This window comes from Burkholderia sp. AU31624 (assembly GCF_020420065.1).
Lineage (GTDB): Bacteria > Pseudomonadota > Gammaproteobacteria > Burkholderiales > Burkholderiaceae > Burkholderia.
The window spans coordinates 848,089-872,755 of record NZ_JAIZRT010000001.1 but is presented as its reverse complement, the minus strand read 5'-3'; the positions used below and the strand labels follow the sequence as shown (position 1 = coordinate 872,755).

The following is a 24,667-nucleotide window of genomic DNA, read 5'->3' as shown; positions in this document are numbered from 1 at the left end:
CCTTCCGGCGGCCGGTTTTTGCCGTGCCGCCTGTCTACGTGTTTTCCCGATCCGTCGCATCGTGACCATTTAGTGTCGCCTTCAGACGGGTGACCCGAAATATGGGTTTGTATTTTTCGCCAATGGCTGCGTTATTGCGGAAAACGAAATACCAAAGCCAGCGGGCGTACCGAATTCGAATCCACCGGCGCATCGCGGCACGCGCCGGGACGAGATTCTATCCATCGAACGGTTCAGGGAGGGTGGTCGACAATGAAGCAAAAGAAAGTTGCCGTAGCCGCCGCGCTTGCATGCGCGGCCTGTATTCCCGCCATCGGGCATGCGCAAAGCAGCGTGACGCTGTACGGGATTCTCGACGCGGGCATCACGTACGTGAACAACACGGGCGGTTCGCACGTGGTCAAGTTCGATGACGGCGTCGCCTACGGAAACCGCTTCGGCCTCAAGGGCACCGAAGACCTGGGCGGCGGCCTGAAGGCCGTGTTCACCCTCGAGAGCGGCTTCCACCTCGGCAACGGGCAACTCGGCTTCGGCGGCGCGGAGTTCGGCCGCCAGGCGTATGTCGGCCTGCAGAACGACTGGGGCACGCTGTCGTTCGGCAACCAGCTCGACATCACGAACGAGCTCGTATCGATCTACAACATCTCCGCGTGGGGCAGCGGCTATGCGATCCACCAGGGCGACTTCGACCGCTTCAACGGCGACCGCCTGCCGAACTCGGTGAAGTTCCTGTCGAACGACCTGAGCGGCTTCAAGTTCGGCGCGATGTACTCGTTCGGCAACGTCGCAGGCAACTTCCATCGCAACAGCGCCTGGAGCGCGGGCGCGAGCTTCACGAAGGGCGACTTCTCGATCGGCGCCGCGTATACGCGCCTGAACAACCCGAACGGCATCTATGCGTTCGACCCGTACGCGATGATCGGCACGCACACGTTCCTCGGCCAGCAGACCGTCACCGTCGATCCGGCGACTGGTGCCCGCACCGACCTGTTCGCGAACACCGCGATGGACGTCGACAGCCAGGGCACGTTCGGCATCGGCACCAGCTACACGATCGGCAAGCTGACGCTCGACGCCAACTACTCGTACACGACGATCAAGGGCTTCGGCCAGTCGTCGCACATGCAGGTGTACGAAGGCGGCGGCCTGTACCAGTTCACGCCGGCGCTGAGCCTCATCGCGGGCTACCAGCACACGCGCTTCGAAGGCCACCACTGGAACCAGGGCACGGCCGGCCTGCACTACCTGCTTTCGAAGCGTACCGACATCTACATCTCCGGCGATTACCTGCGCGCATCGCAGGGCGTCGATGCGGTGATCGGCTACAGCTTCACGCCGTCGACGACGCAGACGCAGGCCGACGTGCGGATCGGGATGCGGCATTCGTTCTGAGCGGGATGGGGTGGGGCAGCGACGTCTTCAGCGAGCGGTCTCTCTTTGGCGCGAACCTCGGTTCGCGCTTTTTTTTGCCGGCGTGAGCGGGCATGAAAGCCGTCCGGCCCGTGCCGGCAGCGTGGCCACCGCCCGGGGAGAAGCGCTCGGATGGTATTGACCATTGCCGTCTATAGGCGCTAGCATCGTCCGCATGCTTGATCTCGCCCTTTCCCCCTCCTCGTTCATCGGTGCATGTTGTCAGAACATGCCAGGGGGAAGTTGCGTCTAGCGAATTCGCTAAACATTCAAGCAATCGCCTTCCGGCCGCCTGTGATGCAAGACAGGCGGCCTTTTTGTTTTTGGGCCGACACTTTCCAGATGGAGAAACTCGATGTCGCTTGCGCTGTATGACACCTGGTCGCGTACCGTGCGCCCCTTCACGCCTATCCGGGCCGGGCAGGTTGGCATGTATTGCTGCGGCCCGACGGTTTACGACGATGCCCACATCGGCAACCTGAGAACCTACGTGTTCGAGGATTTCCTGCGCCGCGTACTGGAACGCAACGGCTACGCGGTCCGGCACGTCGTCAATATCACCGACGTCGGCCACCTGACGTCGGATGCGGACGAAGGCGAAGACAAGATGGAGAAGGGCAGCCGTCGGACCGGCGAATCGGCGTGGGCCATCGCGCGGCGCTACACCGAGGCGTTCGTCCGGGACTGGCACGCGCTCAACCTGCTCGAGCCGACGGTGTGGTGCCGCGCCACCGATCACATCGCCGAACAGATTGCCTTCATCGAAACGCTCGACCGGGGCGGCTACGTCTATCGGACGGACGACGGCCTCTACTTCGACACCAGTCGGCAGGACGACTACGGGTATCTCGCGCGGCTGGACCGCGCGGGGTTGCAGGCGGGCAAGCGGGTGGCATTGGGCGGGAAGCGGAGCATCACGGATTTCGCGTTGTGGAAGTTCAGCCCGGCCGGCGTCAAGCGGCAAATGGAATGGGACAGCCCGTGGGGGCGCGGCTTTCCGGGCTGGCATATCGAATGCTCGGCGATGTCGGCGAAGTATCTCGGGACGTTGTTCGATATCCATTGCGGCGGCGAGGATCATATCGCCGTGCATCACAGCAACGAGATCGCGCAGACGCGGGCGGCCCACGGCACGTCCCTCGCGAACTACTGGATGCACGGGCACTTTCTGACGCTCGACGCCGATGCGAAGATGTCGAAGTCGAGCGGCGATTTCGTTCGCCTGCAGACCTTGCAGAGCCGCGGTGTCGATCCGCTCGCGTACCGGTACCTGTGCCTGACGGCCCACTATCGAAGCAAGCTGCATTTCACGTGGGCGTCGCTTGACGCGGCACACACCGCGCTGAATCGGCTGCGGCACCTCCATGCCGGCTGGCCGGACGGCGGGCAGGTCGATGCGGATTTCGCCGCGCGCTTCGATGCCGAAGTGAACGAGGACCTGAACCTGCCGAGGGCGCTCGCGGTGCTGTGGGATCTCGTCAGGAGCAACCTGCCGCCTGCAACGTTGAAGGCGACCGTCGACAGCTTCGACGCGGTGCTGGGTCTCGGGTTGCGCGAATGGCGGCCGGTTGCGTTCGACCTGCCGGACCATGTCCGTGGGTTGCTCGGTGAGCGTGAGCGCGCGAGGGCGGACAAGGACTGGGCACAGGCCGACCGGATCCGGGCAGCGTTGAGCGCCGAGGGCTGGAGAGTCGAGGACACGCCGGAAGGTCAACGTCTGTTCGGCATTGCCGCGGGCTCTGGCGATACGGGGGACTCGCCGCAGTGAAGCTCGTGGGCCGCTTGCATCGGTATATCCTTTAACCGGGCCACCATCCGGCGGCCGCGATCAGCGCGGCCGCCGGCATCGTCAGCATCCCCGACCACGGCCCGTTTTCCGCGGTTGGCATATCATCGCGCTTTGGCCGCGCCTGCACCGTTGTCGGGCGCACGCACCGGCGTGCACCGTCGTTTCCCGAACGGTACCGGCGCGCAGCGCCGCCTGCCGAGACCTCGATGACCGACTCCGTGCCCGACCCCAGCCCTTTATCCCCGTTACCCGCCAACCTGTTCCGCCATGTCCCGTTCCAGCGTTTCTGGGGCACGCGCGTCATGTCTTCCCTGGCGTTCCAGATCCTGTCGGTTGCCATCGGCTGGTACGTCTACGCGCTCACGCACAGTGCATTCGCGCTGGGCCTCGTCGGTCTCGCGCAGTTCGTGCCGATGTTCGCGTTGACGCTCGTCGTCGGGCAGGTGGCCGACCGCTACGATCGCCGGCGCATCGCGACGATCTGCCAGGGCGTCGAGGCGCTGGCCGCCGGCGTGTTCCTGCTCGGTGCCACGCAAGGGTGGCTGGCCGCACCGGCCGTGTACGCGCTTGCGGCGATCGTCGGCACGGCCCGCGCGTTCGAGTCGCCGTCGGTGTCGTCGCTGCTGCCGGCCGTCGTGCCGCGTACCGATCTGCCGCGCGCAACCGCGCTGTCGACATCGGCGAACCAGGCCGCGCAGATCCTCGGGCCCGCATTCGGCGGCCTGCTGTATGGCGTGGGCGCGCCCGCGGCGTTCGGCACGAGCGTCGTCGCCTTCGCGATCGCGGCGGTGCTGAGCGGCACGATTCCGCTGCGCAGTGCGCCGCCCGCCCGCGAGCCGGTCACGCTGCGCTCGGTGTTTTCGGGGATCGCGTTCATCCGGCGCGAGCCGGCGATTCTCGGCGCGCTGTCGCTCGACCTGTTCGCGGTGCTGTTCGGTGGCGCGACCGCGCTGCTGCCGATCTACGCGCGCGACATCCTGCAGGTCGGGCCGTGGGGGCTCGGTGCGCTGCGCGCGGCGCCCGCGGTTGGCGCGCTCGCGGGCACGCTGTGGCTCACGCGCTTCCCGCTGAAGGGGCGGCCGGGCCGCGCGATGTTCGGCGGCGTGATCGCATTCGGCATCGCGACGATCGTGTTCGGGTTGTCGCGGCACTTCGCGCTGTCGCTCGTGGCGCTGGCCTTACTCGGCGCGTCGGACGTCGTCAGCGTCGTCGTGCGGCTGTCGCTCGTGCAACTGCGCACGCCCGACGACATGCTCGGGCGCGTGAGCGCGGTCAATTCGCTGTTCATCGGTACGTCGAACCAGCTCGGCGAATTCGAGTCGGGCGTGACGGCCGCTTGGTGGGGCGCGCCCGCGGCAATCGTCGTGGGTGGCGCCGCGACGATTGCGGTCGCGCTCACGTGGATGCGGCTGTTTCCGCAACTGCGAAACATGACTTCGCTGGAACGAGAGCACTGAAGCGATACCGACGCCGTTTCTGCGATCGTGTGGGCGGCCGGCGCGTAACGGTTGACGGTCAGGCGCCGGCGTCGCGCGCGACCCGCACGGCCGTGCCGTAGCAGATGACTTCCGTGACGCCCGCCCCGATCTCGGTCGAGTCGTAGCGCATCGCGACGATCGCATTCGCGCCGAGCTTGCGCGCGTCGCCGAGCATCTTGTCGAACGCCTGCTGGCGCGCCTTCTCGCACAGCGACGTATACAGCGTGATGTTGCCGCCGAAGAGGGTTTGCAGCGACGCGCCGAACGAGCCGACGATCGAGCGCGAGCGCACGATGATCCCCTGTGCGACGCCGAGCGAGCGGACGGTCGTGTGGCCGGGCAGGTCGAATGCGGTCGTGACGCGTTCGGGCGTGAGATCGTCGAACGAGCGGGAGATATCGGTCATGGCATTGCACCGTGTTGCTGAAGTGAGCGAATGACGATTCTATCCGGAACGGCAAACGGGTTCGGCCGGGTTCGAACGGGCGCGCCCGCACCACGCGCCCGTTCCACCGCCCCCGGCCGTCGCCGGGTCAACGCTTGACGGTCGCGCTGCCGTTTCCGCCGAGATCGACCGCGTAGGCCAGCGCCAGCTTGCCGAACTTCAGCGCGTGATTCGCCTGCCGATCCGAATTCTCCAGCGTGTCGTTCACGGTGTGGATATACGGGCTGTCGTTCTGGTCGGCCTCGAACGGGAACGACGCCGGATACCCTTGCGCATTCCACGACGCGTGATCCGAGCACGCATACCCGCACTGCGACGTGCCGATCGCGAGTTCCGGCAGGTAGGTCTTCGCCAGATTCGTCAGGTAGGTGTTCTGCGACGCGTTCGTGTAGTCGGTGATCAGGTAGATATCCTTCGGATCGCCCTTGTAGTTCGTCATGTCGAGCTGCAGCACGCCGACCACGTTCGCATTCTGCGCGCGGAACTGCTTCGCGATCGCTTTCGAGCCGAGCAGCCCGGCTTCCTCGGCTGCGTACCCGACGAACTTGATCGTGCGCTTCGGCTTGTAGTTGTTCGCCAGCAGCACGCGCAGCGCTTCGGTGAGGCTGGCGATGCCCGACGCATCGTCATCCGCGCCGGGCGAGCGCGTGTTCTCCGTCGTGCGGCCGACCGTCGAATCGAGGTGGCCGCCCAGCACGACGGTGCCCGCGGCCGGATCGCTGCCGCGAATCGTCAGGATCACGGATTTCTGCGAAAAGCCGGTGTGCGCGAACTGTTCGACGGTGATGTCGGCGCGCGAGCCCGCCAGCTGCTTCCACTGCAGTGCGAGCCAGTCCGATGCGGCGACGCCGTGCGACGTCGTGTAGTAGCGGTTCGTGAAACCGGACAGCGACGTGATGGTGCCGACGATGTTGCTGGCCTGCAGCTGCTGGATCCACGTGCCGATCTGCGGCGCGTTCGATACCTTGTACACGGAGGCGGCGGCCTGTTTCGCGAGCGTCGGCGGCAACGGCTGCAGTGCCTGGCGCGCGTCGTCGAACGAGTCGTGCACGACATAGCCGGGCCCGTGGCCGCGCGTATGGTGGACGGCATGGGCCAGCTCGCCCAGCCGTGAATCGTCGATTTCGACGACGTGAACGGTTTCGCGGCGCGCGGCGCCGTCGGCCGTCTTGCCGGCGTCGAGGGTCGTGCTGTATTGCGCGGTGGCGCCGGCGTCGATGCGTTGCAACTGGCGGAACGCAGCGTCGCCGAGTGTGATCCACACCGGCGTCGCGTGTGCGGCGGCGGTCAGCAGCATGCCGCCCAGCGCGGCGCTCAGGCGGGTCAGTTTCAGAGTAGGCATGTTCGATCTCGTGAGGATGGCGATGTCGAGGAAGAGGGCGCGCCGCAGGTCGTGCGAGGCGCCCCCGCCTGCTGCGGAATTACGACTTCTTCGGTACGGTCACGCCGTACGTGCAACTCTGGTTGTACGCATTGCCGATCGCGGTGAGCTGCGCGCTGCTGTAGCCGAGCGCGGACGCTGCCGTCAGCACGGCCTGCGCGGCAGCCTTCTGGTTGGTCGAGCTGTTGGTCATCGACAACCCTTTCAGGAACGCCTTGTCCATCGCCTGCGCGCCGATCGCGTCGCGTGCGACGAGGTTGCACGACGCCCAGTACTGGCCGGCCGTATGGATCTCCGCGCCGCGTGCCTGCGCGTAAGTGCGCCCGACATTCCAGTTGGTCACGCGGCCGCCCCAGAACTCGTTGTGGCCGTCCCAGTTGTAGACCCAGTGGTATTGCGCGTCCGACGGGATCCACTGGTTGAAGTCGCGGCTGTACGCGGCGGCGAGATAGTCGCCGGTGCCTTCCGACAGTCCTTCCTGCTGCGACAGGCCGCCGTTCGTCACCCAGTCGTGGATGCCGTGGCCGAGCTCGTGGATCACGACGTCCGCATCCTCCGCATCGTCGACGCCGCCTTGCCCGAAGGTCAGCCGGCCGCTGCTCGACGAGTACGACGAGTTGTCGTCGCCCGATTCGCCGTGCGGGTCGTACTGCACGCCGCCTGTGTACTGGTACGGCAGCGCCTTGATGCCGAGCGTCTGGTTCACGTAACGCAGGAATGTGTCGATGTGGTAGTACGCGTTCACGGCCTCGAAATACAGGTTGCCGCGCGTGAACTCGAATGCGGGCGTCGACTGCACGGGGCACGCCTTGTCGAGCGGCGCGTCGAAATCGATGCACGACGCGTACGGGCCCGTCAGCGTGTAGCGCCCGCCCGACTGCGCGAGATCCTTCAAGGTCACGCGCACGCGTGCAGCGGTGAGCTGCGAAGAGTCAGCGTCGTTGTTGTCCTTGAATCCCGTGCTGCCGTAGCTGCTCCTGGTCGGCGACAGCGGGTCGGGCCGGAACACGAAGCCCGTGCCGTCGGTCGCGTAGAACGCCTTGTCCTCGGCGCGCAGCACGTCGCCGCTGCCCGAGTCGATCAGCAGTTCCCAGTCGCCTTTCGGGCCGTCGTTCGGGCGGCCGCGCACTTTCCACGCGGTATGCGTGCCGGTCTTGTCGACGAACGCGACGAGCTGCGCATCGAGGTTCGTGAAGCCGCTCACGCCGAGATACGCGCGGGCGCGGTCGAGCGCCTGCTGCTGGTCGACGGCCTGCGACTTGCGCGACGTCGCGACCACGCCGTTGATCGTGTTGCTCGCGACGTACAGGATGCGGCCGTCCTTCGCGACCGTCACCGCGATATCGCTGCCGTACACGGGCAAGCCGGCCGCCTGCTGCTGCAGGCGCACGACGGTGAAGTCGGCATCGCTGCGTTCCGACGTGACGACGAGGCTCGCGAGCGCGGTCGCGTCGAGCCCGAGCTGCGCGGCTTGCGACGCGACGAAGTCGCGCGCGGTGGCGGCGGGCGTCGTGGCGGTTTTCTTCGCGCGATACGCGGGGTTGTAGAGCGTGACGGCGACGCCGTCCGCGCGGAACTGCCCGGCGGCCGTATCGGCCTTGGCGGCCGGCGGCGCGACGCCGCGCGTCAGGCTTTCGCGCAGGCTCGTTGCTTGCGGGTTCGACACTTTCGTATCGGCCGCGGTGCCGCCGACGATGCCGAAACCGAGCGCGAGACCCAGGGCGAGCGGCAGTGCTTTGCGTGATGTCTGCATACGTGATCCTCATCTCAACGGTTGGATACGCCCGCGCGTTCGTGGCGCGCAGGCACGACACGGCCCGCGCGCCGGCGCGATGGCGCCGGTGCGGCGAAGCGGTGTTGGGAGCGTCGACTGACTAAGGAACCCTAAATGTCAGGTCGAAAAGAAACAGGCAGGCGAAGAGGGGGAGAAGCGGGAGAAGAAGCGAACGGCAGGCAGGTGCGGCGACGGCGAAGCGAGCATCGTCATGTCATACCCCTCGGATCGGATCGATATCGGTGGCAGCCCGCGTGGCGCGACGCACGTCGCGATGCGGCATGCATGTCGTTAGGCTGCCTATCTAACTTTTTTTGGTATGTTACAGAATATTTTCAACGACATTCCAATTTATTTTCGACGACCGCTTCGGTCCGTCGATCAATCGCCGGCATTGTTCAGCGAGCGGCGGGAATCGCTGCCCGAACGCGCAATTCCGCGCCGGATTGTGCGTGAAACCGGCGACGATCAGCGCGTCGCGCGCCGGTCGTTGCGCGGGCTCAGCCCGAATCGCGTGCGATACGTGCGCGAGAAATGCGACGGCGATTCGAACCCGCATGCGACGCAAACCGACGTGATGCTCATGTCCGTCTGCTGCAGCAGTTCACGCGCGCGATCGAGGCGCAGGTTCAGGTAGAAGTGCGTCGGCGTGTCGTTCAGCGTCGCGCTGAACAGCCGTTCGAGCTGGCGCCGCGTGATCGACACCTCCTGCGCGAGCGCATCGGAGCCGAGCGGGTTTTCCATGTGCCGCTGCATCGTGCCGATCACCTGGATCAGCTTGCGGTTGTGCACGCCGTAGCGCGCGGCGATCTCGAGCCGCTGGCTGTCGGAGCGCTGCCGGATCCGGCTGACGACGAACTGCTCGGAGATCGCCGCCGCGAGATCGGCGCCGTGCCGCCGCCCGATCAGGTCGAGCATCATGTCGATCGACGCGGTGCCGCCCGCGCACGTGATGCGCCGGTCGTCGATCTCGAACAGCTCCTGCGTCGCGTTCAGCCCGGGGTAGCGTTCGCGGAACGCGGCCAGTGCTTCCCAGTGCAGCGTGAGCGGCTGCGATGCGTCGAACAGCCCGGCTTCCGCGAGCACGAAGCTGCCCGTGTCGATGCCGCCGAGCGTTGCACCATGACGGTGCTGGCGGCGCAGCCAGTCGCCGATCGCGCGGGTGTAGCACACGAGCGGATCGAAACCCGCGACGACGAACACCGTCTCGACCTTGTCGACCTCCGCGCACGCGGCCTCGGCGGCAACCGGAATGCCGTTGCTCGCGGCGACGGGCGCGCCGTCGGCGCTGATCACGTGCCAGCGATAGAGCTCGGTGCGAAAGCGGTTCGCGACGCGCAGCGGCTCGACCGCGGACATGAAGCCGAGGGCGGAGAAGCCGGGCAGCAGCAGGAAATGGAAATCCTCGGGCATCGGGGCAGGAGATGGAATCCGGTGGTCGTCGCGCATCGTGCGGGGCGGCGGGCGGCGGGCGGGCGGGCGGACGGGCTGGCGCCGCGGCCGGTTCGCGCACGCCGAACGGTCAGCGGGAGATTATCGCGGGTTTTGCGCGGGCTCAGCGCGTTTTTGCGTCGCGCACGGCCCGGCGCGCGGTGGTCGACGGCAACTCGCCGAACTGCGCCTTGTACGCGTTCGCGAAATGCCCGAGATGCATGAAGCCCCAGCGCGCCGCCGCGTCGCTGATCGGCAGGTCGGCCTGCCGTGTATCGAGCAGCATCCGCCGCACTTGCGACAGGCGCAGCGAGCGCACGTAGTTCAACGGGCTGGTCTGCACGACCGACTGGAAGCTGTTCTGCATCGTGCGCCGGCTCACGCGCAATTGCGTGCACAGGCTCAGCACGTCGACCGGCGCTTCGGGATGGCCGATCACGTAGTCGTGCACGCGGCGTACGATGTCGGCGCGACAGGCGTGCGTGAGACGGTTCGAAGGCTCGGGAATCCGGTACGTGAGGAGATCGACGAGCACGTTGCCGATCTCGCCGCGCAGTTCGCGCTGTGCGCGTGCGTCGCGGTAGGCATCGGGCGCCGCCAGCACGCGCTCGAGTTGCGTGGCGACCTGCACGCTCGCGCGCATCAGCGCGGCGGTGGGCATGTCGACGACACCGCGCCGCAACGTGGCTTCGTCGACGCGCACATCGGCGGCATCCTCGACCTGCTGCATCAGCGCGCGATCGGCGACGACACCGATCAGCGACATGTCGTCGGGCGAATGCAGCTCGAACGGCGCACCGCCGCGCGCCATCACCATCGTGCCGCGCTCGATGCGCGCACCGCCGAATGCGAATGCACCCGAGCCGGTGAGCGGCATGCCGAACACCGTATGGTCGTGCGGCAGTCTTCCGCGCTGGATGATGCGCACGTTGGCGGTTTCCTGGAACAGCTGCATGCCGTCCAGCACCGCATGCTTGACCGCGCTGCGATACGCGCCGGAGCCGATCTGGTCGTAGCGCTGGTTCCAGCCGCGCAGCGCCTCGGCATGCCGGTCCGCGTCGTCGAACCTCTCGTGAATCACGAACACGGCGCCTCCGGGTGCATCGATCAGGACCGCGCAAGATTAAACCGACCGCGTGGTCGGCGCAATAAGGGGGAGCGCTATTTCGCGCGCATGGGTCAGAGGGTCGGAAGCGTCCGGCCGGCGCGGCTTTCAGGCGGTTTTCCAATATCCCGAATCGGCATGCACGCGGTGCCGGTCCGGGTGCTGACCGGATTTATTGTCGAACTACAGTCGCCCCACATCACGTGATTCCCCAACTGGAGGCGACATGAGGACAAGGCGACGAACCGCGGTGCTCGCGGCGACGCTGGCGTTCGCGGCGGCATGGGCCGGCAGCGCGAACGCGACGGAAAAGCCGGAGGAACTGGTCGTGCAGAAGATGCCGCCATGGCATCCGCACGAGGTCTATATCGTCGACATCTCGATGCCGTCGATGACCGACGGACGCATCTACGTATACGACGCCGATGCGAAGAAACTGCTCGGCCAGATCGACGGCGGCTTCGGCCCCGGCTTCGCGATTTCGCCCGACCACAAGACGAGCTTCGTCGCGACGACCTACTTCTCGCGCGGCTCGCACGGCACGCGCACCGACGTCGTCGAGATGACCGACAACACGACGCTCGATCATGCGGGCGAGATCGTGATTCCGGCAAAGCATGCGCAGCATGTGCCGTCGCCGTACAACACCGCGTTCAGCGCGAACGGCAAGCGGCTGTACGTCGCGAACATCACGCCGGCGGCCTCGGTGACGGTGATCGACGCGGTGTCGAAACAGGTGCTGTCGGAGATCGACACGGCGGCCTGCGTGCTCGCGTATCCGTCGGGCAACGACCGCTTCACCGCGTTGTGCGAAAGCGGCAAGGCACTGACCGTCACGCTCGATGCGAACGGCAAGGAAGCGAAACGCACGATGTCGGAGGCGTTCATCGACGTCGACAAGGATCCGGCGTTCGTGAACGCGTCGCGCTACCACGGCGACTATCTGTTCACGACGTATGGCGGCAACGTGCGCAGCGCGGATTTCAGCGGCGACCAGCCCGCGTTCGGCAAGCCGTGGCCGCTCGTGACGGATGCCGAGCGCGCCGAAGGCTGGCGCCCGGGCGGCATGCAGCAGACGGCCGTGCAGGCCCGGCAGAACCGCTACTACGTGCTGATGCACAAGGGCGGCGACGGCTCGCACAAGGATCCCGGCACGCAGGTGTGGGTGGTCGACCTGAAGTCGAAGCAGCGTGTCGCCCGCTGGGATCTCGCGCAGCAGAAGATCGATCCGCTCGTGTCGATCCAGGTCAGCGAGGACGACAAGCCGCTGTTGTACGGGCTGACGGCGACGTCCGACCTCGTCGTGATGGATGCGCGCACCGGCAAGCTGCAGCACGTCGAGAAGCAGATCGGCAACACGTCGTCGCTGCTCGTCAACCCGTGAGGCCGCGATGACACTCGATCCCGTACTTGCCACCAGCGCGCAGGCCGGCGCCGCCGTCGTCGTGCTGCTCGGCGCGTTCGCGAAGATGCGGCGGCCCGCCGCGTTCAGCCAGGCGCTCGCCGGCTACCGGCTGCTGCCCGACGCGCTGACCGCGCCCGTCGCGTTCGCGATTCCGCTCGCGGAAGCGATCGGCGCCGCGGCGTTGCTGTTTCCCGATACGCGCACGGCCGGCGCGATCGGCCTGATCGCGTTGCTCGTGGCCTTCGCCGTCGCAATTGCGATCAATCTCCTGCGCGGCCATACCGACATCGACTGCGGCTGTTCCGGCTTCGCGGCGGCGCGCGCGGATGCGCCGCGCGGCATCGGCTGGCTGCACGTCGGCCGCGCGCTGCTGCTCGCCGCGCTGGCCGCGACCGCGCTCGTCGAGCCGGGCGCACGCGCGGTCGTGTGGTTCGACTACCTGACGCTGTTCTTCTCCGTGCTGCTGATCGTCTGCGCGCTGCTCACCGTCGACGTGCTGCTCGCCAACGCCCCGCGCCTTTCCCACCTGAGGAATTCATGATGCAAACCGCTCTCACCGTTTCCACCGCCCTGCTGTGGGTGGCCGTCCTCGCGCTCGGCGCGATCTGTCTCGCGCTCGTGCGCCAGATCGGCATCCTGTACGAACGCATCATGCCGGCCGGCGCATTGATGATCGACAAGGGGCCGGCGGTCGGCGCGATCGCGCCGACGTTCGAACTGACCGACATTCGCGGCGCGCAGGTGAAGGTCGGCGGCTTCGATGCGTCGGGCAAGGCGACGCTGCTGTTCTTCCTGTCGCCGACGTGCCCCGTCTGCAAGAAGTTGCTGCCGCTGCTGCCGTCGCTGCAGGCGAGCGAAGCGACGCCGGTGAACATCGTGCTCGCGAGCGACGGCGATATCGACGAACACACGCGCTTCGCGCGCAAGCACGACCTCGGGCGCTTCCCGTACGTGCTGTCGCAGGAGCTCGGCCTCGCGTACCAGATCGGCAAGCTGCCGTACGCGGTGCTGCTCGACGAAACCGGCACGGTGCGCGCGAAGGGGCTCGTCAATACGCGCGAGCATCTCGAGAGCCTGTTCGAAGCGAAGGAGCGCGGCGTCGCATCGCTGCAGCAGTTCGTGCACGGCGATCACGGCCACGACCACGACGCGCACGCGCAGCACGCATGACCGGCCGACCCTCTTTCAAACTCAAGGGAGAACAACGACATGGGCCTGTTTGATTCATGGTTCGAGCGGTCGGCGCGCGGCGTCGCGCAGCACAGTTCGCGGCGCAGCGCGATGGCGAAGCTCGGCAAGGTGCTGGTGGGATCGGCGATGCTGCCGCTGCTGCCCGTCGATCGCACCGCGTATGCGGCCGATGCGGCATCGGGCGCATCGGCCGCGTCCGGCGGCGCCGCATCGGCGGCAAGCGACGACCCGATGAGCTGCGACTACTGGAAATACTGCGCGATCGACGGCTGGCTGTGCAGCTGCTGCGGCGGCACGTCGAGCAGTTGCCCACCGGGCACGACGCCTTCGCCGATCACGTGGATCGGCACCTGCCGCAACCCGCACGACGGTTCGGACTACATCGTGTCGTACAACGATTGCTGCGGCAAGACGTCGTGCGGCAAGTGCTTCTGCAACCGCAACGAGCGCGAGAAGCCGCTGTACAAGCTGTCGCTGAACAACGACATCAACTGGTGCATGGCCAACGGGAATTCGAACTATCACTGTTCGGTTTCGGTTCTGCTGGGAGCGGCAAAGCAATGAAAGGGATGCAAGCAGGAAAGTTCGCCGTCGCATGCATGACGGCCGTGACGGCCTTCGCGTTGCCGGCCGCCGCCGGCGCGCAGGAAACCGTGCATTACCCGGCCGGCAAGAGCCTGTTCGACGCGCAGTGCGCGGTATGCCACCAGGCGGGCGGCAAGGGGCAGGACGGCCTCGCGCCGCCGCTGACCGATTATCCGGGCAAGTATGCGACGGCCGAGCCGGGGCGCGCGCAACTGGTCGCAACGCTGCTGCACGGGATGTTCGGCGAGATCAGGGTGCGCGACAAGAGCTACAACTTCAAGATGCCGTCGTTTGCGAGCGCGAGCGATGACGACATCGCGCACGTGCTCAACTACGTCGTGTTCGATCTCAACGCGCAGCATGGTGATGCGAAGCCGTTCATGGCGGCGGATATCCGTGCGGCGCGCGCGAAGGCGATGGACGGCACGGCCGTTCATGCGCAACGCGAAGTGGTCATCAAGGGGCTCGGCCTGTGACGCTCGCGTGCGTGCCCCGTGTTGGCGATGACGCGGCGCGCACGCGGTGTGCGATGTCGTCGCGGCTCGGCAGCGTGTCGCGTCGGCTGTCGTCGTTGCTGATGCTGGCCGGAGCAGTCGCGGGTTTGACCGCGGCACCGGTGCATGCCGAAGGCGCGGCCGACGCGGCGCTCGCGCGCCAGCACTGGGTGCTCAACTGCATGGGCTGCCACACCGCGACGGGCGGCGGCATCCCCGGCAAGGTGCCGCCGCTCGCCAACTCGCTCGGCTATTTCACGCATCTGCCGGCCGGGCGCGAGTACGTGATGCGCGTGCCCGGCGCGTCGAATTCGGCGCTGTCGGACCAGGATCTCGCCGACGTGCTCAACTGGGTACTCACCACCATGAACCGCGACGCACTGCCGCGCGACTTCAAGCCTTATACGGCCGCCGAAGTCGCCGCGCACCGCCGTCCCGCGTTGTCCGACGTCGCGACCGTGCGCGCCGGCCTCGTGCGCGCGTTGCAGGCGCGCGGGATCGACGGCGTCAACGATCGCTACTGACCGACTCATTCGGGAAATCACGCGCATCCGGCAGCAATCCGCGACGTCGTCACGCCCGAACCAGCACCACCCCGAGAATGAGGCACGCCGCGCCGGCCAGGCGGATCGGGCTGGCCGCATGCTGCTGGATGCCGAGCACGCCGAAGTGGTCGAACACGAGCGCGCCGGTCATCTGCCCGACGACGATCAGCGCGAGCGTCGTCGCGGCGCCCAGTCGCGGCACCATCAGGATCGCGATGCCGACGAACACCGCGCCGAAAATGCCGCCGGTCCAGCTGAACCATGACGCGGCGCCGGTAATGGTGCCGGTGCCGCTCAAGCGCGGATGCGGGGTCAGCAGCGCAACGGCGAGCATCGCGGCCAGGCCGACGAGGTAGCTGACCGACCCGGCCCACCACGGCGAGCCGAGCTGCGCACGGAGATTGGCGTTGAGCACCTGTTGCAACGCCACGCTGACGCCGGCGGCCACGACCAGCAGATAGGACAGGAGAGTAGTCACGACGAGGCAGGCTCCGGCGAAGTGGCCGTGACGGCGGCTCCGGCACGGCAGGCTTCCATTCTGGAAAGCGCGACGGTATAACGCAAATATCAAATCGGGCGCTTATCCATCTCTTTTCGGCATGCCATCCCTGAGGCAAATCCAGTATTTCCTGACCGTGGCCGATCTCGGCGGCTTCACGCCGGCCGCGAGCGCGCTCCACGTCGCGCAGTCGGCGCTCAGCCGGCAGATCGGTCAACTGGAAGACGAGCTGGGGTTTCCGCTGTTCGACCGGGAGCCGAGAGGGGTACGGCTCACGCCGGCCGGCGCGCTCTATCGCGATCGCGTGGCGTCGATTCCGGCGACCCTGACCGCCGCGGCCGACGAGGGCGCGCAGTTGTCGCGCGGCGAAGCGGGCGTCTTGCGGCTCCTGCATTCGAGCACCGTTCCCGTCGGCAGCCTGATGCCGGTGCTCGAGCGCTTCATGCGCGCGTGTCCGGGCGCACGGATCGATCTCGACCGCGCGTCGTCCGAGGATCAGGTGCTGGAGATCGCGAGCGGCAACGCCGATATCGGGATCGTCCGTTTGCCGGTGCTGCGCCGCGATCCGCGCGTGCGCTTCGTCGAGCTCGCGGCCGAACGTCTGTGTGCGGCGGTGCCGGCCGATCATCCGCTGGCGGGCCGCAAGCGCATGGCGATCTCGCGACTGCGGCACGAACCGTTCGTATCGGCCGTGTATCGGGAGCGGGGCGGGCTCGCGCGCGTCGTGATCGATCTTTGCCTGAAGCGCGGCTTCGTGCCGGCGACCGCCCGGCTCGTGTCGCCGAAGACGTCGATGCTGAATCTCGTCGCGGCCGGGCACGGCGTCGCGATCGTGCCGGAACGGATGGCGAGTCTCGGGATCGACGGGGTCGTCTTCGTGCCGATTTCCGATGACGACGCCAGGTCGGTGTGCGCGCTGGTGTTGCCGGTCGCGCCGACGGTGCTGGCGGACGCGTTCGTGCGGGTGATCGGCGAATAAAAAAACGCCAACCCGTAACGTAACGGGTTGGCGTTTCGCGTGGCGATGACCGGTATCAGAACTGGTTCATCGTGTTGTCCTTGCCGGCCGCCTTCAGCGCTGCTTCGCCGCTGAAGTATTCCTTGTGATCGTCACCGATGTCCGAGCCGGACATGTTCTGGTGCTTCACGCAGGCGATACCCTGGCGGATTTCCTTGCGCTGCACGCCGGCCACGTAGCCCAGCATGCCCTGGTCGCCGAAGTATTCCTTGGCCAGGTTGTCGGTCGACAGCGCGGCGGTGTGGTACGTCGGCAGCGTGATCAGGTGATGGAAGATGCCGGCTTCACGCGATGCGTCGGCCTGGAACGTACGGATCTTCTCGTCGGCCAGCTTGGCCAGTTCAGTGTCGTCGTATTCCACGCTCATCAGCTGCGCACGATCGTAGGCCGACACGTCCTTGCCCTCGGCCTTCAGCGCGTCGTACGCCTGCTGACGGAAGTTCAGCGTCCAGTTGAACGACGGGCTGTTGTTGTACACCAGCTTCGCGTTCGGGATGACCTTGCGGATCTCGCTGACCATGCCGCCGATCTGGGCGATGTGCGGTTTTTCGGTTTCGATCCACAGCAGGTCGGCGCCGTTCTGCAGCGACGTGATGCAGTCGAGCACGCAGCGCGCTTCGCCCGTGCCGGCGCGGAACTGGAACAGGTTGCTCGGCAGGCGCTTCGGACGCAGCAGCTTGCCGTCGCGCTTGATGACGACGTCACCGTTGCCCAGCTGGTCGGCCGACAGTTCTTCGCAGTCGAGGAACGCGTTGTACTGGTCGCCCAGGTCGCCCGGCGTGTTGGTCACGGCGATCTGCTTGGTCAGGCCGGCGCCCAGCGAGTCGGTACGGGCAACGATGATGCCGTCGTCCACGCCCAGCTCCAGGAACGCGTAGCGGATCGCGCGGATCTTCGCGAGGAAGTCCTCGTGCGGCACCGTGACCTTGCCGTCCTGGTGGCCGCACTGCTTCTCGTCGGATACCTGGTTTTCGATCTGGATGCAGCATGCGCCTGCTTCGATGAACTGCTTGGCCAGCAGGTACGTGGCTTCCGCGTTGCCGAAACCGGCGTCGATGTCGGCGATGATCGGCACGACGTGCGTGACGTGGTTGTCGATCTTCTCCTGGATCGCGGCCTTCGCCGTGGCGTCCTTGGCGGCGTCGAGTTCGCGGAACAGGCCGCCCAGTTCACGGGCGTCGGCCTGGCGCAGGAACGTGTACAGCTCGCGGATCAGCGCGCTGACCGAGGTCTTTTCGTGCATCGACTGGTCCGGCAGCGGGCCGAACTCGGAGCGCAGCGCAGCGACCATCCAGCCGGACAGGTACAGGTAGCGGCGTTCGGTGCTGTTGAAGTGCTTCTTGATGGAGATCATCTTCTGCTGGCCGATGAAGCCGTGCCAGCAACCCAGCGACTGCGTGTACTTGGCCGGGTCGGCGTCGTACGCGGCCATGTCGGCGCGCATGATCTTCGCGGTGTACTTGGCGATGTCCAGGCCCGTCTTGAACTTGTTCTGGGCACGCATGCGGGCGGCGTACTCGGGGCTGATCGCATTCCACGCGCTGCCGTGGTTTTCCTTCAAACCGGCAACTGCCTTGATGTCGTCTTGATACTGGGCCATGTCAATCTCCTGGGAGCAAAGCGCGTTTGAGTAACGGGTTGAGCGTGCCCGCTACGTCTGTCGAAGCGGACTGCATGGGATAAATAGTAACGCCGCCCATCGCGCTTTTGGCGATGTCTTATATAAGACATAAGACATTATTTTTGCTTTATCTTCAATGGGTTACGTTGTAGTTTTTGCAATGCAAAACAAGTTTTCAAGCGACGAAAAGGCTGCGGCGCGGGAATTTGGCGTGGATTCCGCAATACGAAATGCTCTTTCGGCTGCTGGAGGCCGGGCAAGCTTCACATGCGCCCGTGACACCCGATCGTCGGGTCGGTGCGAGCGGCGCTGAACCGAAGCCGCGCCGGCATGCCGCTTCGTCTGGGCCGAATCGAAAACATCGCGCCGCATGCGGACAAGCCGAATCCATCGGGAATACGCGTAAAAACCCCGCCCATCAAGCCTCTCAAGAAACCTAGTGGTTTCCACTCATAGTCGCAAATAGTCAAGAACAGGTCGCCGCCGGTCTTCTCGCGGCCAATATGGCTCGTTACTTTTACTCCCACGATGCAGGCCGGGCACACCCCGCGCACCGGCTGCCGCGAGTCAAACCGGGAGGTAACGAACCATGAAGTCGACGAAGATCGCCGCGCTTGTCGCGGCCGTGCTGGCGACCGGCGCGTTCACGCACGCGGCGCAGGCCGAAACGGATGCCGCGGCCTGCCGCACCGTGCGTTTCGCGGATATCGGCTGGACCGACATCACGTCGACCACGGCGCTCGCGTCGACCGTGTTCGAGGCGCTCGGCTACAAGCCGACCACGACGATCGCGTCGGTGCCGATCTCGTTCGCCGGCCTGAAGAGCAAGCAGCTCGACATATCGCTCGGCTACTGGTGGCCCGTGCAGCAGAAGCAGCTTCAGCCGTTCCTCGACAGCAAGTCGATCAACGTCGTCGAGCCGCCGAACCTGTCGGGCGCGAAGGCGACGCTCGCGGTGCCGAGCTACGAGTACCAGGCGGGCCTGAAGACCTTCGAGGACATCGCGAAGCACCGCGCGGAACTCGACGGCAAGATCTACGGGATCGAGCCGGGCAGCAGCGCGAACGCGACGATCCAGAAGATGATCGACACGAACCAGTACGGGCTCGGCGGCTTCAAGCTCGTCGAATCGAGCGAGGCCGGAATGCTGGTGACCGTCGAGCGCGCGATCCGCGAGAAGAAGTGGGTCGTCTTCCTCGGCTGGGAACCGCATCCGATGAACATCCAGATCGGCATGAACTATCTGTCCGGCGGCGATGCGTCGTTCGGGCCGAACTACGGCGAGGCGCGCGTGTACACGCTCACGGCCCCCGACTTCATTTCACGCTGCCCGAACGCCGGCAAGCTCGTCACGAACCTGCGCTTCTCGACGCAGCTCGAGAACCAGTTGATGCAGTCGGTGATGAACAAGACGAAGCCGGCCGACGCCGCGAAGGCGTACCTGAAGAAGAACCCGCAGGTGCTCGATCCGTGGCTCGCGGGCGTCAAGACGTTCGACGGCAAGGATGGCCTGCCGGCCGTGAAGGCGTATCTCGGCCTGTGATGAATAGCCCGCGCGCCGCACGCGGTGCGTCCTGACGAAACATCCGCATTGCGACACAACCCGATTCAAGCGAGGCAACCAGCATGAACCACGAAGTCATCATCACCTGCGCCGTCACCGGCGCGGGCGATACGGTCGGCAAGCATCCGGCGATTCCGGTCACGCCGAAGGAAATCGCGGCCGCCGCGATCGAGGCCGCGAAGGCCGGCGCGACGGTGGCGCACTGCCACGTGCGCGACCCGCAGACGGGGCGCGGCAGCCGCGACCCGAACCTGTACCGCGAAGTGGTCGACCGCATCCGCTCGGCCGACGTCGACGTGATCATCAACCTGACCGCCGGCATGGGCGGCGATCTCGAGATCGGCCCGGGCGAGGACCCGATGCGTTTCGGCAAGGGCACCGACCTGGTCGGCGGCCTCACGCGGCTCGCCCACGTCGAGGATCTGCTGCCCGAGATCTGCACGCTCGACTGCGGCACGCTGAATTTCGGTGACGGCGACTACATCTATGTGTCGACGCCCGCGCAGCTGCGCGCCGGCGCGAAGCGCATCCAGGAACTCGGCGTGAAGCCCGAGCTGGAAATTTTCGACACGGGCCATCTGTGGTTCGCGAAGCAGTTGCTGAAGGAAGGGCTGCTCGACGATCCGCCGCTGTTCCAGCTGTGCCTCGGCATTCCGTGGGGCGCGCCGGCCGATACCGGCACGATGAAGGCGATGGTCGACAACCTGCCGCCGGGCGCGCACTGGGCCGGCTTCGGCATCGGCCGCATGCAGATGCCGATGGTCGCGCAGGCGATGCTGCTCGGCGGCCACGTGCGGGTCGGGCTCGAAGACAACATCTGGCTCGATCGCGGCGTGCATGCGACCAACGGCACGCTCGTCGAGCGCGCGCGAGAGATTATCGAACGGCTCGGTGCCCGCGTGCTGACGCCGGCGGAAGGCCGCCGCAAGCTCGGCTTGCCCGCACGCGGCGAGCGTCCGCTCGAACGCCGTGCGATCGCCGAGTTCGCGTGAGAGTTTCCCTGACTGATTGACATGACGCGGCGGCACGCACAGGCGCGGCCGCCCACCGAATTCCCCTGATTTGAAGGATGCGTTGACATGGCTGTGAAGACCGACATCAAGACGTTCGCCGCCATCGGCACCGGCGTGATCGGCAGCGGATGGATTTCCCGCGCGCTCGCGCACGGTCTCGACGTGGTCGTATGGGACCCGGCGCCGGGCGCGGAGGAGCGGCTGCGCGCGAACGTCGCGAACGCGTGGCCCGCGCTCGAACGCGTCGGCCTTGCGCCGGGCGCCGATCCCGCGCGGCTGCGTTTCGTCTCGACGATCGAGGCCTGCGTCGCGGACGCGGATTTCATCCAGGAAAGCGCGCCCGAGCGCGAGGCGCTGAAGCTCGAACTGCACGAGCAGATCAGCCGCGCGGCGAAGCCCGACGCGATCATCGCGTCGTCGACGTCGGGGCTGCTGCCGACGGATTTCTACGCGCGGGCGACGCATCCGGAGCGCTGCGTGGTCGGCCATCCGTTCAATCCCGTCTACCTGCTGCCGCTCGTCGAGGTGCTCGGCGGCGCGCGCACGTCGCCGGAAGCGGTCGAAGGCGCGATGGAGGTCTATCGCAAGCTCGGCATGCGGCCGCTGCACGTGCGCAAGGAAGTGCCGGGCTTCATCGCCGACCGGCTGCTAGAAGCGTTGTGGCGCGAGGCGCTGCACCTCGTCAACGAAGGCGTCGCGACGACCGGCGAGATCGACGACGCGATCCGCTTCGGCGCGGGCATCCGCTGGTCGTTCATGGGCACGTTCCTGACCTACACGCTCGCGGGCGGCGATGCGGGCATGCGACACTTCATGCAGCAGTTCGGCCCCGCGCTCGAATTGCCGTGGACGAAGCTGGTCGCGCCCACGCTGACCGACGCGCTGATCGACAGCGTCGTCGAAGGCACGACCGAACAGCAGGGCACGCGCAGCATCAAGGAGCTCGAGCGCTATCGCGACGAGTGCATCACCGAGGTGCTGAAGTCGATCGCCGCGGTAAAGGCGCGGCACGGGATGCGATTCGAAGACTGAGGACGACAGACGATGACCGGCGATACCCCGCTGACGATTTACCGCGACGTGGTGCGGCCCGAATGGGTCGACTACAACGGCCACCTGCGCGATGCGTTCTACCTGCTGATCTTCAGCTTCGCGACCGATGCGCTGCTGGATCGCATCGGCCTCGATGACGCCGCGCGTCGCGAGCGGGGGCGCTCGGTCTACACGCTCGAAGCGCACGTGAACTACCTGCACGAGATCAAGGAGGGCACGCAGGTGCGCGTCGACGCGCGCGTGCTCGCACACGACGCGAAGCGGCTGCACCTGTATCTCGAGCTGTTTGCTGACGGGCACGACGATGCGGTGTCGGCGAGCGAGCAGATGCTGCTGCACGTCGATACACGCGACGGCGCGAAATCGGCGCCGTTCGACGACGACGTGGCCGCTCGCGTGGCCGAGCTGCATGCGTTGCAGCGCGATGGCGCGGCGCCCGCGTATGCGGGCCGCGTGATCGGGCTGCCGCCGCGCCGCTAGCCGGCTCGAACCTTCGACCTCGGAGCGCACACGATGCTCGAACCGGAAATCGCGACGTTCGTTGCCGCCGTGGACGCGTGGTATCCGGCCGACGCGGCGGCGCGCTCGCCCGCCGAACAGCGCCGCCTGTACGACCGCTTCGCGGCCGAATGGACGCCGGCCGCGCTGCCGGCCGGCATCGTGCAGCAGGACGCCGTCTGGCACGCCGCCGACGGCCGTGCGATCGCGCTGCGGCGTTACACGTCCGCGCACCGCACGCCACGCGGCACGGTGCTGTTCTTTCATGGCGGCGGTTTCGTCGTCGGCTCGCTCGACAGTCATGCGCTGATCACCGCGCAACTGGCGGCCGATACGGGGCTCGACGTGATCGCGGTCGATTACCGGCTCGCGCCTGAGCATCGCGCACCGGCCGCGCTTGAAGATTGCCTGGCGGTCACGCGCGCTGCACGCGATGCGCGCTGGCCGTTCGGGCCGTGCGCGCATCCGCTGACGCTCGCGGGCGACAGCGCGGGCGGCATGCTCGCGGCGGCGGTGGCCACCGCGCTGCGCGATGCGGGCGAAGGCGGTGTCGACGGCATCGCGCTCGTCTACCCGATGCTCGGATTCGAACCGCAATCGCCCGCGCGCGAAACGGAAGCGCACGCGCCGATGCTGACGCTCGACGACGTCCATCGCTATCGCGCGCTGTACTGGGAAGGCGGCTTGCTCGATGCGCTAGGAGACGGCGACCCGCTGCTGCGCGCGTCGGTACCGCTCGCGGCGGCGCGTTTCGACGGCCTGCCGCCCGTGCTCGCGATCGGCGGGGAACACGATCCGCTGCGCGACGACGCACGTGTGTACGTCGAACGGATTCGCGCCGCCGGCGGGGTCGCGCATTACTGGATGGGAGAAGGGCTGGTGCACGGCTGCTGGCGCGCGCTCGGGACGAGCCCGCAGGCGGCGCGGCTGCACCGGACGGTCGGCGGGTTTCTGCTCGCACCACACGCGTAGCGGGCGTTTCCGGGAGGCAACGATGCAGGCAGCGCAACACCGTATCGAGGACTGGCGGACGTTTTCGGCCGACGCGGCCATTGCGGCGGCGACGATTGGCGACGGCGCGGTGGACGTTGAATGGAGCGACACACGACGATCGCCATTTCATTTCGACTGGCTGCGCGACAACTGCGCGTGTTCCGCGTGCGTGCATGCCGTCACGCGTGAACAGGTGTTCGAGATCGCCGATGCGCGCGAGGATCTCTCCGCGCTCACGGTGCACGTCGAAACCGACGGCGCGCTGCATGTCGAGTGGAATGACGGACATCGCAGCGCGTGGTCGCCGGGCTGGTTGCGCGCGCATGCCTACGACGACGCGTCGCGCGCGGAGCGCCAGGCCGCGCACGGGCGGCACGTATGGGCCGGCGACGACGCGACGGCCATCGGCGTGTTCGCGTGGCGCGACGTGATGGAGGACGACGGCGCATTGCTCGCGTGGCTCGCCGCATTGCAACGCACGGGGCTGACGCTCGTCGAAGGCGTGCCGGCCGAGCGCGGGCGTGTCGACGAGATCGCGCGCCGCATCGGCCTGATCCGCGAGAGCAATTTCGGCGTGCTGTTCGACGTCGAATCGAAGCCGCGCCCGGACAGCAATGCATATACGTCGCTGAACCTGCCGCCGCATACCGACTTGCCGACCCGCGAGCTGCAGCCGGGCGTGCAGTTCCTGCATTGCCTCGCGAACGACGCGACCGGCGGCGATAGTGTGTTCCTCGACGGCTTCGCGCTGGCCGATGCACTGCGGCGCGAGCATCCGGCCGATTTCGAACAGCTCGCGTCGACGCCGTTCGAGTTCTGGAACAAGAGTGCGAACAGCGACTACCGCTGCTCGGCGCCGGTGATCGGGCTCGACGCGCGCGGCAACGTCACCGAGGTGCGTGTCGCGAACTTCCTGCGCGGGCCGCTCGATGCGCCGGCCGGCTCGGTCGCGGCCGTCTATCGCGCGTACCGGCGGTTCCTCGCGCTGGCGCGCGAGCCGCGCTTTCGCGTGCAGCGCCGGCTGCGGGCGGGCGACATGTGGGCGTTCGACAACCGCCGCGTGCTGCATGCGCGCACCGAGTTCGATCCGTCTACCGGACGCCGGCACCTGCAGGGCTGCTACATCGATCGCGACGAACTGCTGTCGCGGTGGCGTGTGCTGTCGCGCTCGGCGCCTGCCGCGGCCGCGTCGCGCTGACAGGCGCGCGCGGTTTCGTCCTGCTCGTACGCATCCCTCGGAAATGAAAAAACACCCGGACGCCAGGCGCCCGGGCGAAGCCTCCCGTTGCCGGGCGGCGGAGGTATGCGTTTCATCAAAAAGGACGAGCCCCGCAAGGGGGCTCGTCCTGACTTTCGTGCTTCATCGCGCGATGCG

23 protein-coding genes are annotated in these 24,667 nt (G+C 66.9%); 16 read left to right on the top strand and 7 right to left on the bottom strand.

Annotation, left to right across the window (positions count from 1 at the left end; genetic code table 11):
- The first annotated feature begins 252 nt into the window (after window positions 1–252).
- The 3 genes from LGM89_RS04050 to LGM89_RS04040 all read left to right on the top strand — a co-directional run bounded on the left by LGM89_RS04050 (window position 253) and on the right by LGM89_RS04040 (window position 4,656).
- A complete protein-coding gene (locus LGM89_RS04050; RefSeq protein ID WP_089496359.1) occupies window positions 253–1,392 on the top strand; it encodes a porin in 1,140 nt (379 codons plus the stop codon).
- Between the two features lie 373 nt (window positions 1,393–1,765).
- Window positions 1,766–3,178: a cysteine--tRNA ligase gene (gene cysS / locus LGM89_RS04045; RefSeq protein WP_226272350.1), complete on the top strand. Its 1,413-nt coding sequence runs from the start codon at window positions 1,766–1,768 to the stop codon at window positions 3,176–3,178.
- Window positions 3,179–3,405: 227 nt separating this feature from the next.
- A complete protein-coding gene (locus LGM89_RS04040) occupies window positions 3,406–4,656 on the top strand; it encodes an MFS transporter (protein ID WP_226272349.1) in 1,251 nt (416 codons plus the stop codon).
- Window positions 4,657–4,714: 58 nt separating this feature from the next.
- On the opposite strand, the gene LGM89_RS04035 is transcribed toward LGM89_RS04040, so the two are convergent.
- The 5 genes from LGM89_RS04035 to LGM89_RS04015 all read right to left on the bottom strand — a co-directional run bounded on the left by LGM89_RS04035 (window position 4,715) and on the right by LGM89_RS04015 (window position 10,795).
- Complete coding sequence (locus tag LGM89_RS04035) at window positions 4,715–5,083, bottom strand: YbjQ family protein (protein WP_069252350.1); 369 nt, start codon at window positions 5,081–5,083, stop codon at window positions 4,715–4,717.
- A gap of 127 nt (window positions 5,084–5,210) precedes the next feature.
- Window positions 5,211–6,464 (bottom strand): M20/M25/M40 family metallo-hydrolase, encoded by a 1,254-nt coding sequence (locus tag LGM89_RS04030; protein ID WP_226272348.1) that lies wholly within the window; start codon window positions 6,462–6,464, stop codon window positions 5,211–5,213.
- Window positions 6,465–6,543: 79 nt separating this feature from the next.
- Window positions 6,544–8,256, bottom strand: coding sequence for a peptidase (locus LGM89_RS04025; protein ID WP_226272347.1), 1,713 nt, complete (start codon window positions 8,254–8,256; stop codon window positions 6,544–6,546).
- 489 nt (window positions 8,257–8,745) lie between these two features.
- Window positions 8,746–9,690, bottom strand: a complete 945-nt coding sequence (locus LGM89_RS04020) for a GlxA family transcriptional regulator (RefSeq protein WP_089441811.1) — start codon at window positions 9,688–9,690, stop codon at window positions 8,746–8,748.
- Between the two features lie 142 nt (window positions 9,691–9,832).
- Window positions 9,833–10,795 carry a helix-turn-helix domain-containing protein gene (locus LGM89_RS04015; RefSeq protein ID WP_226272346.1) on the bottom strand — a complete coding sequence of 321 codons (963 nt, stop codon included), beginning with the start codon at window positions 10,793–10,795 and terminating at the stop codon, window positions 9,833–9,835.
- Between the two features lie 244 nt (window positions 10,796–11,039).
- On the opposite strand from LGM89_RS04015, the gene LGM89_RS04010 reads away from it, so the two are divergent.
- From LGM89_RS04010 to LGM89_RS03985, 6 genes are read left to right on the top strand one after another with little or no spacing between them, the layout of a single operon-like run.
- On the top strand, window positions 11,040–12,197 hold the full coding sequence (locus LGM89_RS04010; RefSeq protein ID WP_226272345.1) for an amine dehydrogenase large subunit: 1,158 nt from the start codon (window positions 11,040–11,042) through the stop codon (window positions 12,195–12,197).
- A 7-nt stretch (window positions 12,198–12,204) separates the two neighbouring features.
- A complete protein-coding gene (locus tag LGM89_RS04005) occupies window positions 12,205–12,759 on the top strand; it encodes a MauE/DoxX family redox-associated membrane protein (RefSeq protein ID WP_226272344.1) in 555 nt (184 codons plus the stop codon).
- Complete coding sequence (gene mauD, locus LGM89_RS04000; RefSeq protein WP_175012455.1) at window positions 12,756–13,388, top strand: methylamine dehydrogenase accessory protein MauD; 633 nt, start codon at window positions 12,756–12,758, stop codon at window positions 13,386–13,388. The genes LGM89_RS04005 and mauD overlap by 4 nt, the downstream gene beginning before the upstream one ends.
- 39 nt (window positions 13,389–13,427) lie before the next feature.
- Window positions 13,428–13,973 (top strand): methylamine dehydrogenase light chain, encoded by a 546-nt coding sequence (locus tag LGM89_RS03995; RefSeq protein ID WP_089485178.1) that lies wholly within the window; start codon window positions 13,428–13,430, stop codon window positions 13,971–13,973.
- Complete coding sequence (locus tag LGM89_RS03990; protein WP_226272343.1) at window positions 13,970–14,470, top strand: c-type cytochrome; 501 nt, start codon at window positions 13,970–13,972, stop codon at window positions 14,468–14,470. Before LGM89_RS03995 ends, LGM89_RS03990 begins: the two co-directional genes overlap by 4 nt.
- 53 nt (window positions 14,471–14,523) lie before the next feature.
- Entirely contained in the window at window positions 14,524–15,012 is a 489-nt protein-coding gene (locus LGM89_RS03985) for a c-type cytochrome (RefSeq protein WP_226272342.1), read from the top strand.
- Window positions 15,013–15,061: 49 nt separating this feature from the next.
- Here LGM89_RS03985 and LGM89_RS03980 read toward each other — a convergent pair whose 3' ends face one another.
- Window positions 15,062–15,511 carry a DMT family transporter gene (locus LGM89_RS03980; RefSeq protein WP_226272341.1) on the bottom strand — a complete coding sequence of 150 codons (450 nt, stop codon included), beginning with the start codon at window positions 15,509–15,511 and terminating at the stop codon, window positions 15,062–15,064.
- A 121-nt stretch (window positions 15,512–15,632) separates the two neighbouring features.
- Here LGM89_RS03980 and LGM89_RS03975 point away from each other — a divergent pair, with 121 nt between their 5' ends.
- Window positions 15,633–16,511, top strand: a complete 879-nt coding sequence (locus LGM89_RS03975; protein WP_226272340.1) for a LysR family transcriptional regulator — start codon at window positions 15,633–15,635, stop codon at window positions 16,509–16,511.
- A gap of 55 nt (window positions 16,512–16,566) precedes the next feature.
- Here the strand turns inward: LGM89_RS03975 and LGM89_RS03970 are convergent, their stop codons facing one another.
- Window positions 16,567–18,150, bottom strand: a complete 1,584-nt coding sequence (locus tag LGM89_RS03970) for an isocitrate lyase (RefSeq protein ID WP_089426863.1) — start codon at window positions 18,148–18,150, stop codon at window positions 16,567–16,569.
- A 610-nt stretch (window positions 18,151–18,760) separates the two neighbouring features.
- Between LGM89_RS03970 and LGM89_RS03965 the strand changes: the two genes are divergently transcribed.
- The 6 genes from LGM89_RS03965 to LGM89_RS03940 all read left to right on the top strand — a co-directional run bounded on the left by LGM89_RS03965 (window position 18,761) and on the right by LGM89_RS03940 (window position 24,490).
- Window positions 18,761–19,714, top strand: coding sequence for a choline ABC transporter substrate-binding protein (locus LGM89_RS03965; protein WP_226272339.1), 954 nt, complete (start codon window positions 18,761–18,763; stop codon window positions 19,712–19,714).
- Between the two features lie 83 nt (window positions 19,715–19,797).
- The gene (locus LGM89_RS03960) at window positions 19,798–20,727 is read left to right on the top strand and encodes a 3-keto-5-aminohexanoate cleavage protein (protein WP_039366557.1); all 930 of its coding nucleotides are present in this window, start codon (window positions 19,798–19,800) and stop codon (window positions 20,725–20,727) included.
- An 87-nt stretch (window positions 20,728–20,814) separates the two neighbouring features.
- Window positions 20,815–21,780: an L-carnitine dehydrogenase gene (locus tag LGM89_RS03955; RefSeq protein WP_039366226.1), complete on the top strand. Its 966-nt coding sequence runs from the start codon at window positions 20,815–20,817 to the stop codon at window positions 21,778–21,780.
- Between the two features lie 12 nt (window positions 21,781–21,792).
- Window positions 21,793–22,281 (top strand): thioesterase family protein, encoded by a 489-nt coding sequence (locus tag LGM89_RS03950; RefSeq protein ID WP_206137320.1) that lies wholly within the window; start codon window positions 21,793–21,795, stop codon window positions 22,279–22,281.
- 33 nt (window positions 22,282–22,314) lie between these two features.
- Window positions 22,315–23,271, top strand: coding sequence for an alpha/beta hydrolase (locus tag LGM89_RS03945; protein WP_226272338.1), 957 nt, complete (start codon window positions 22,315–22,317; stop codon window positions 23,269–23,271).
- 22 nt (window positions 23,272–23,293) lie between these two features.
- Window positions 23,294–24,490, top strand: coding sequence for a TauD/TfdA family dioxygenase (locus tag LGM89_RS03940; protein WP_226272337.1), 1,197 nt, complete (start codon window positions 23,294–23,296; stop codon window positions 24,488–24,490).
- Window positions 24,491–24,667: the final 177 nt, after the last annotated feature.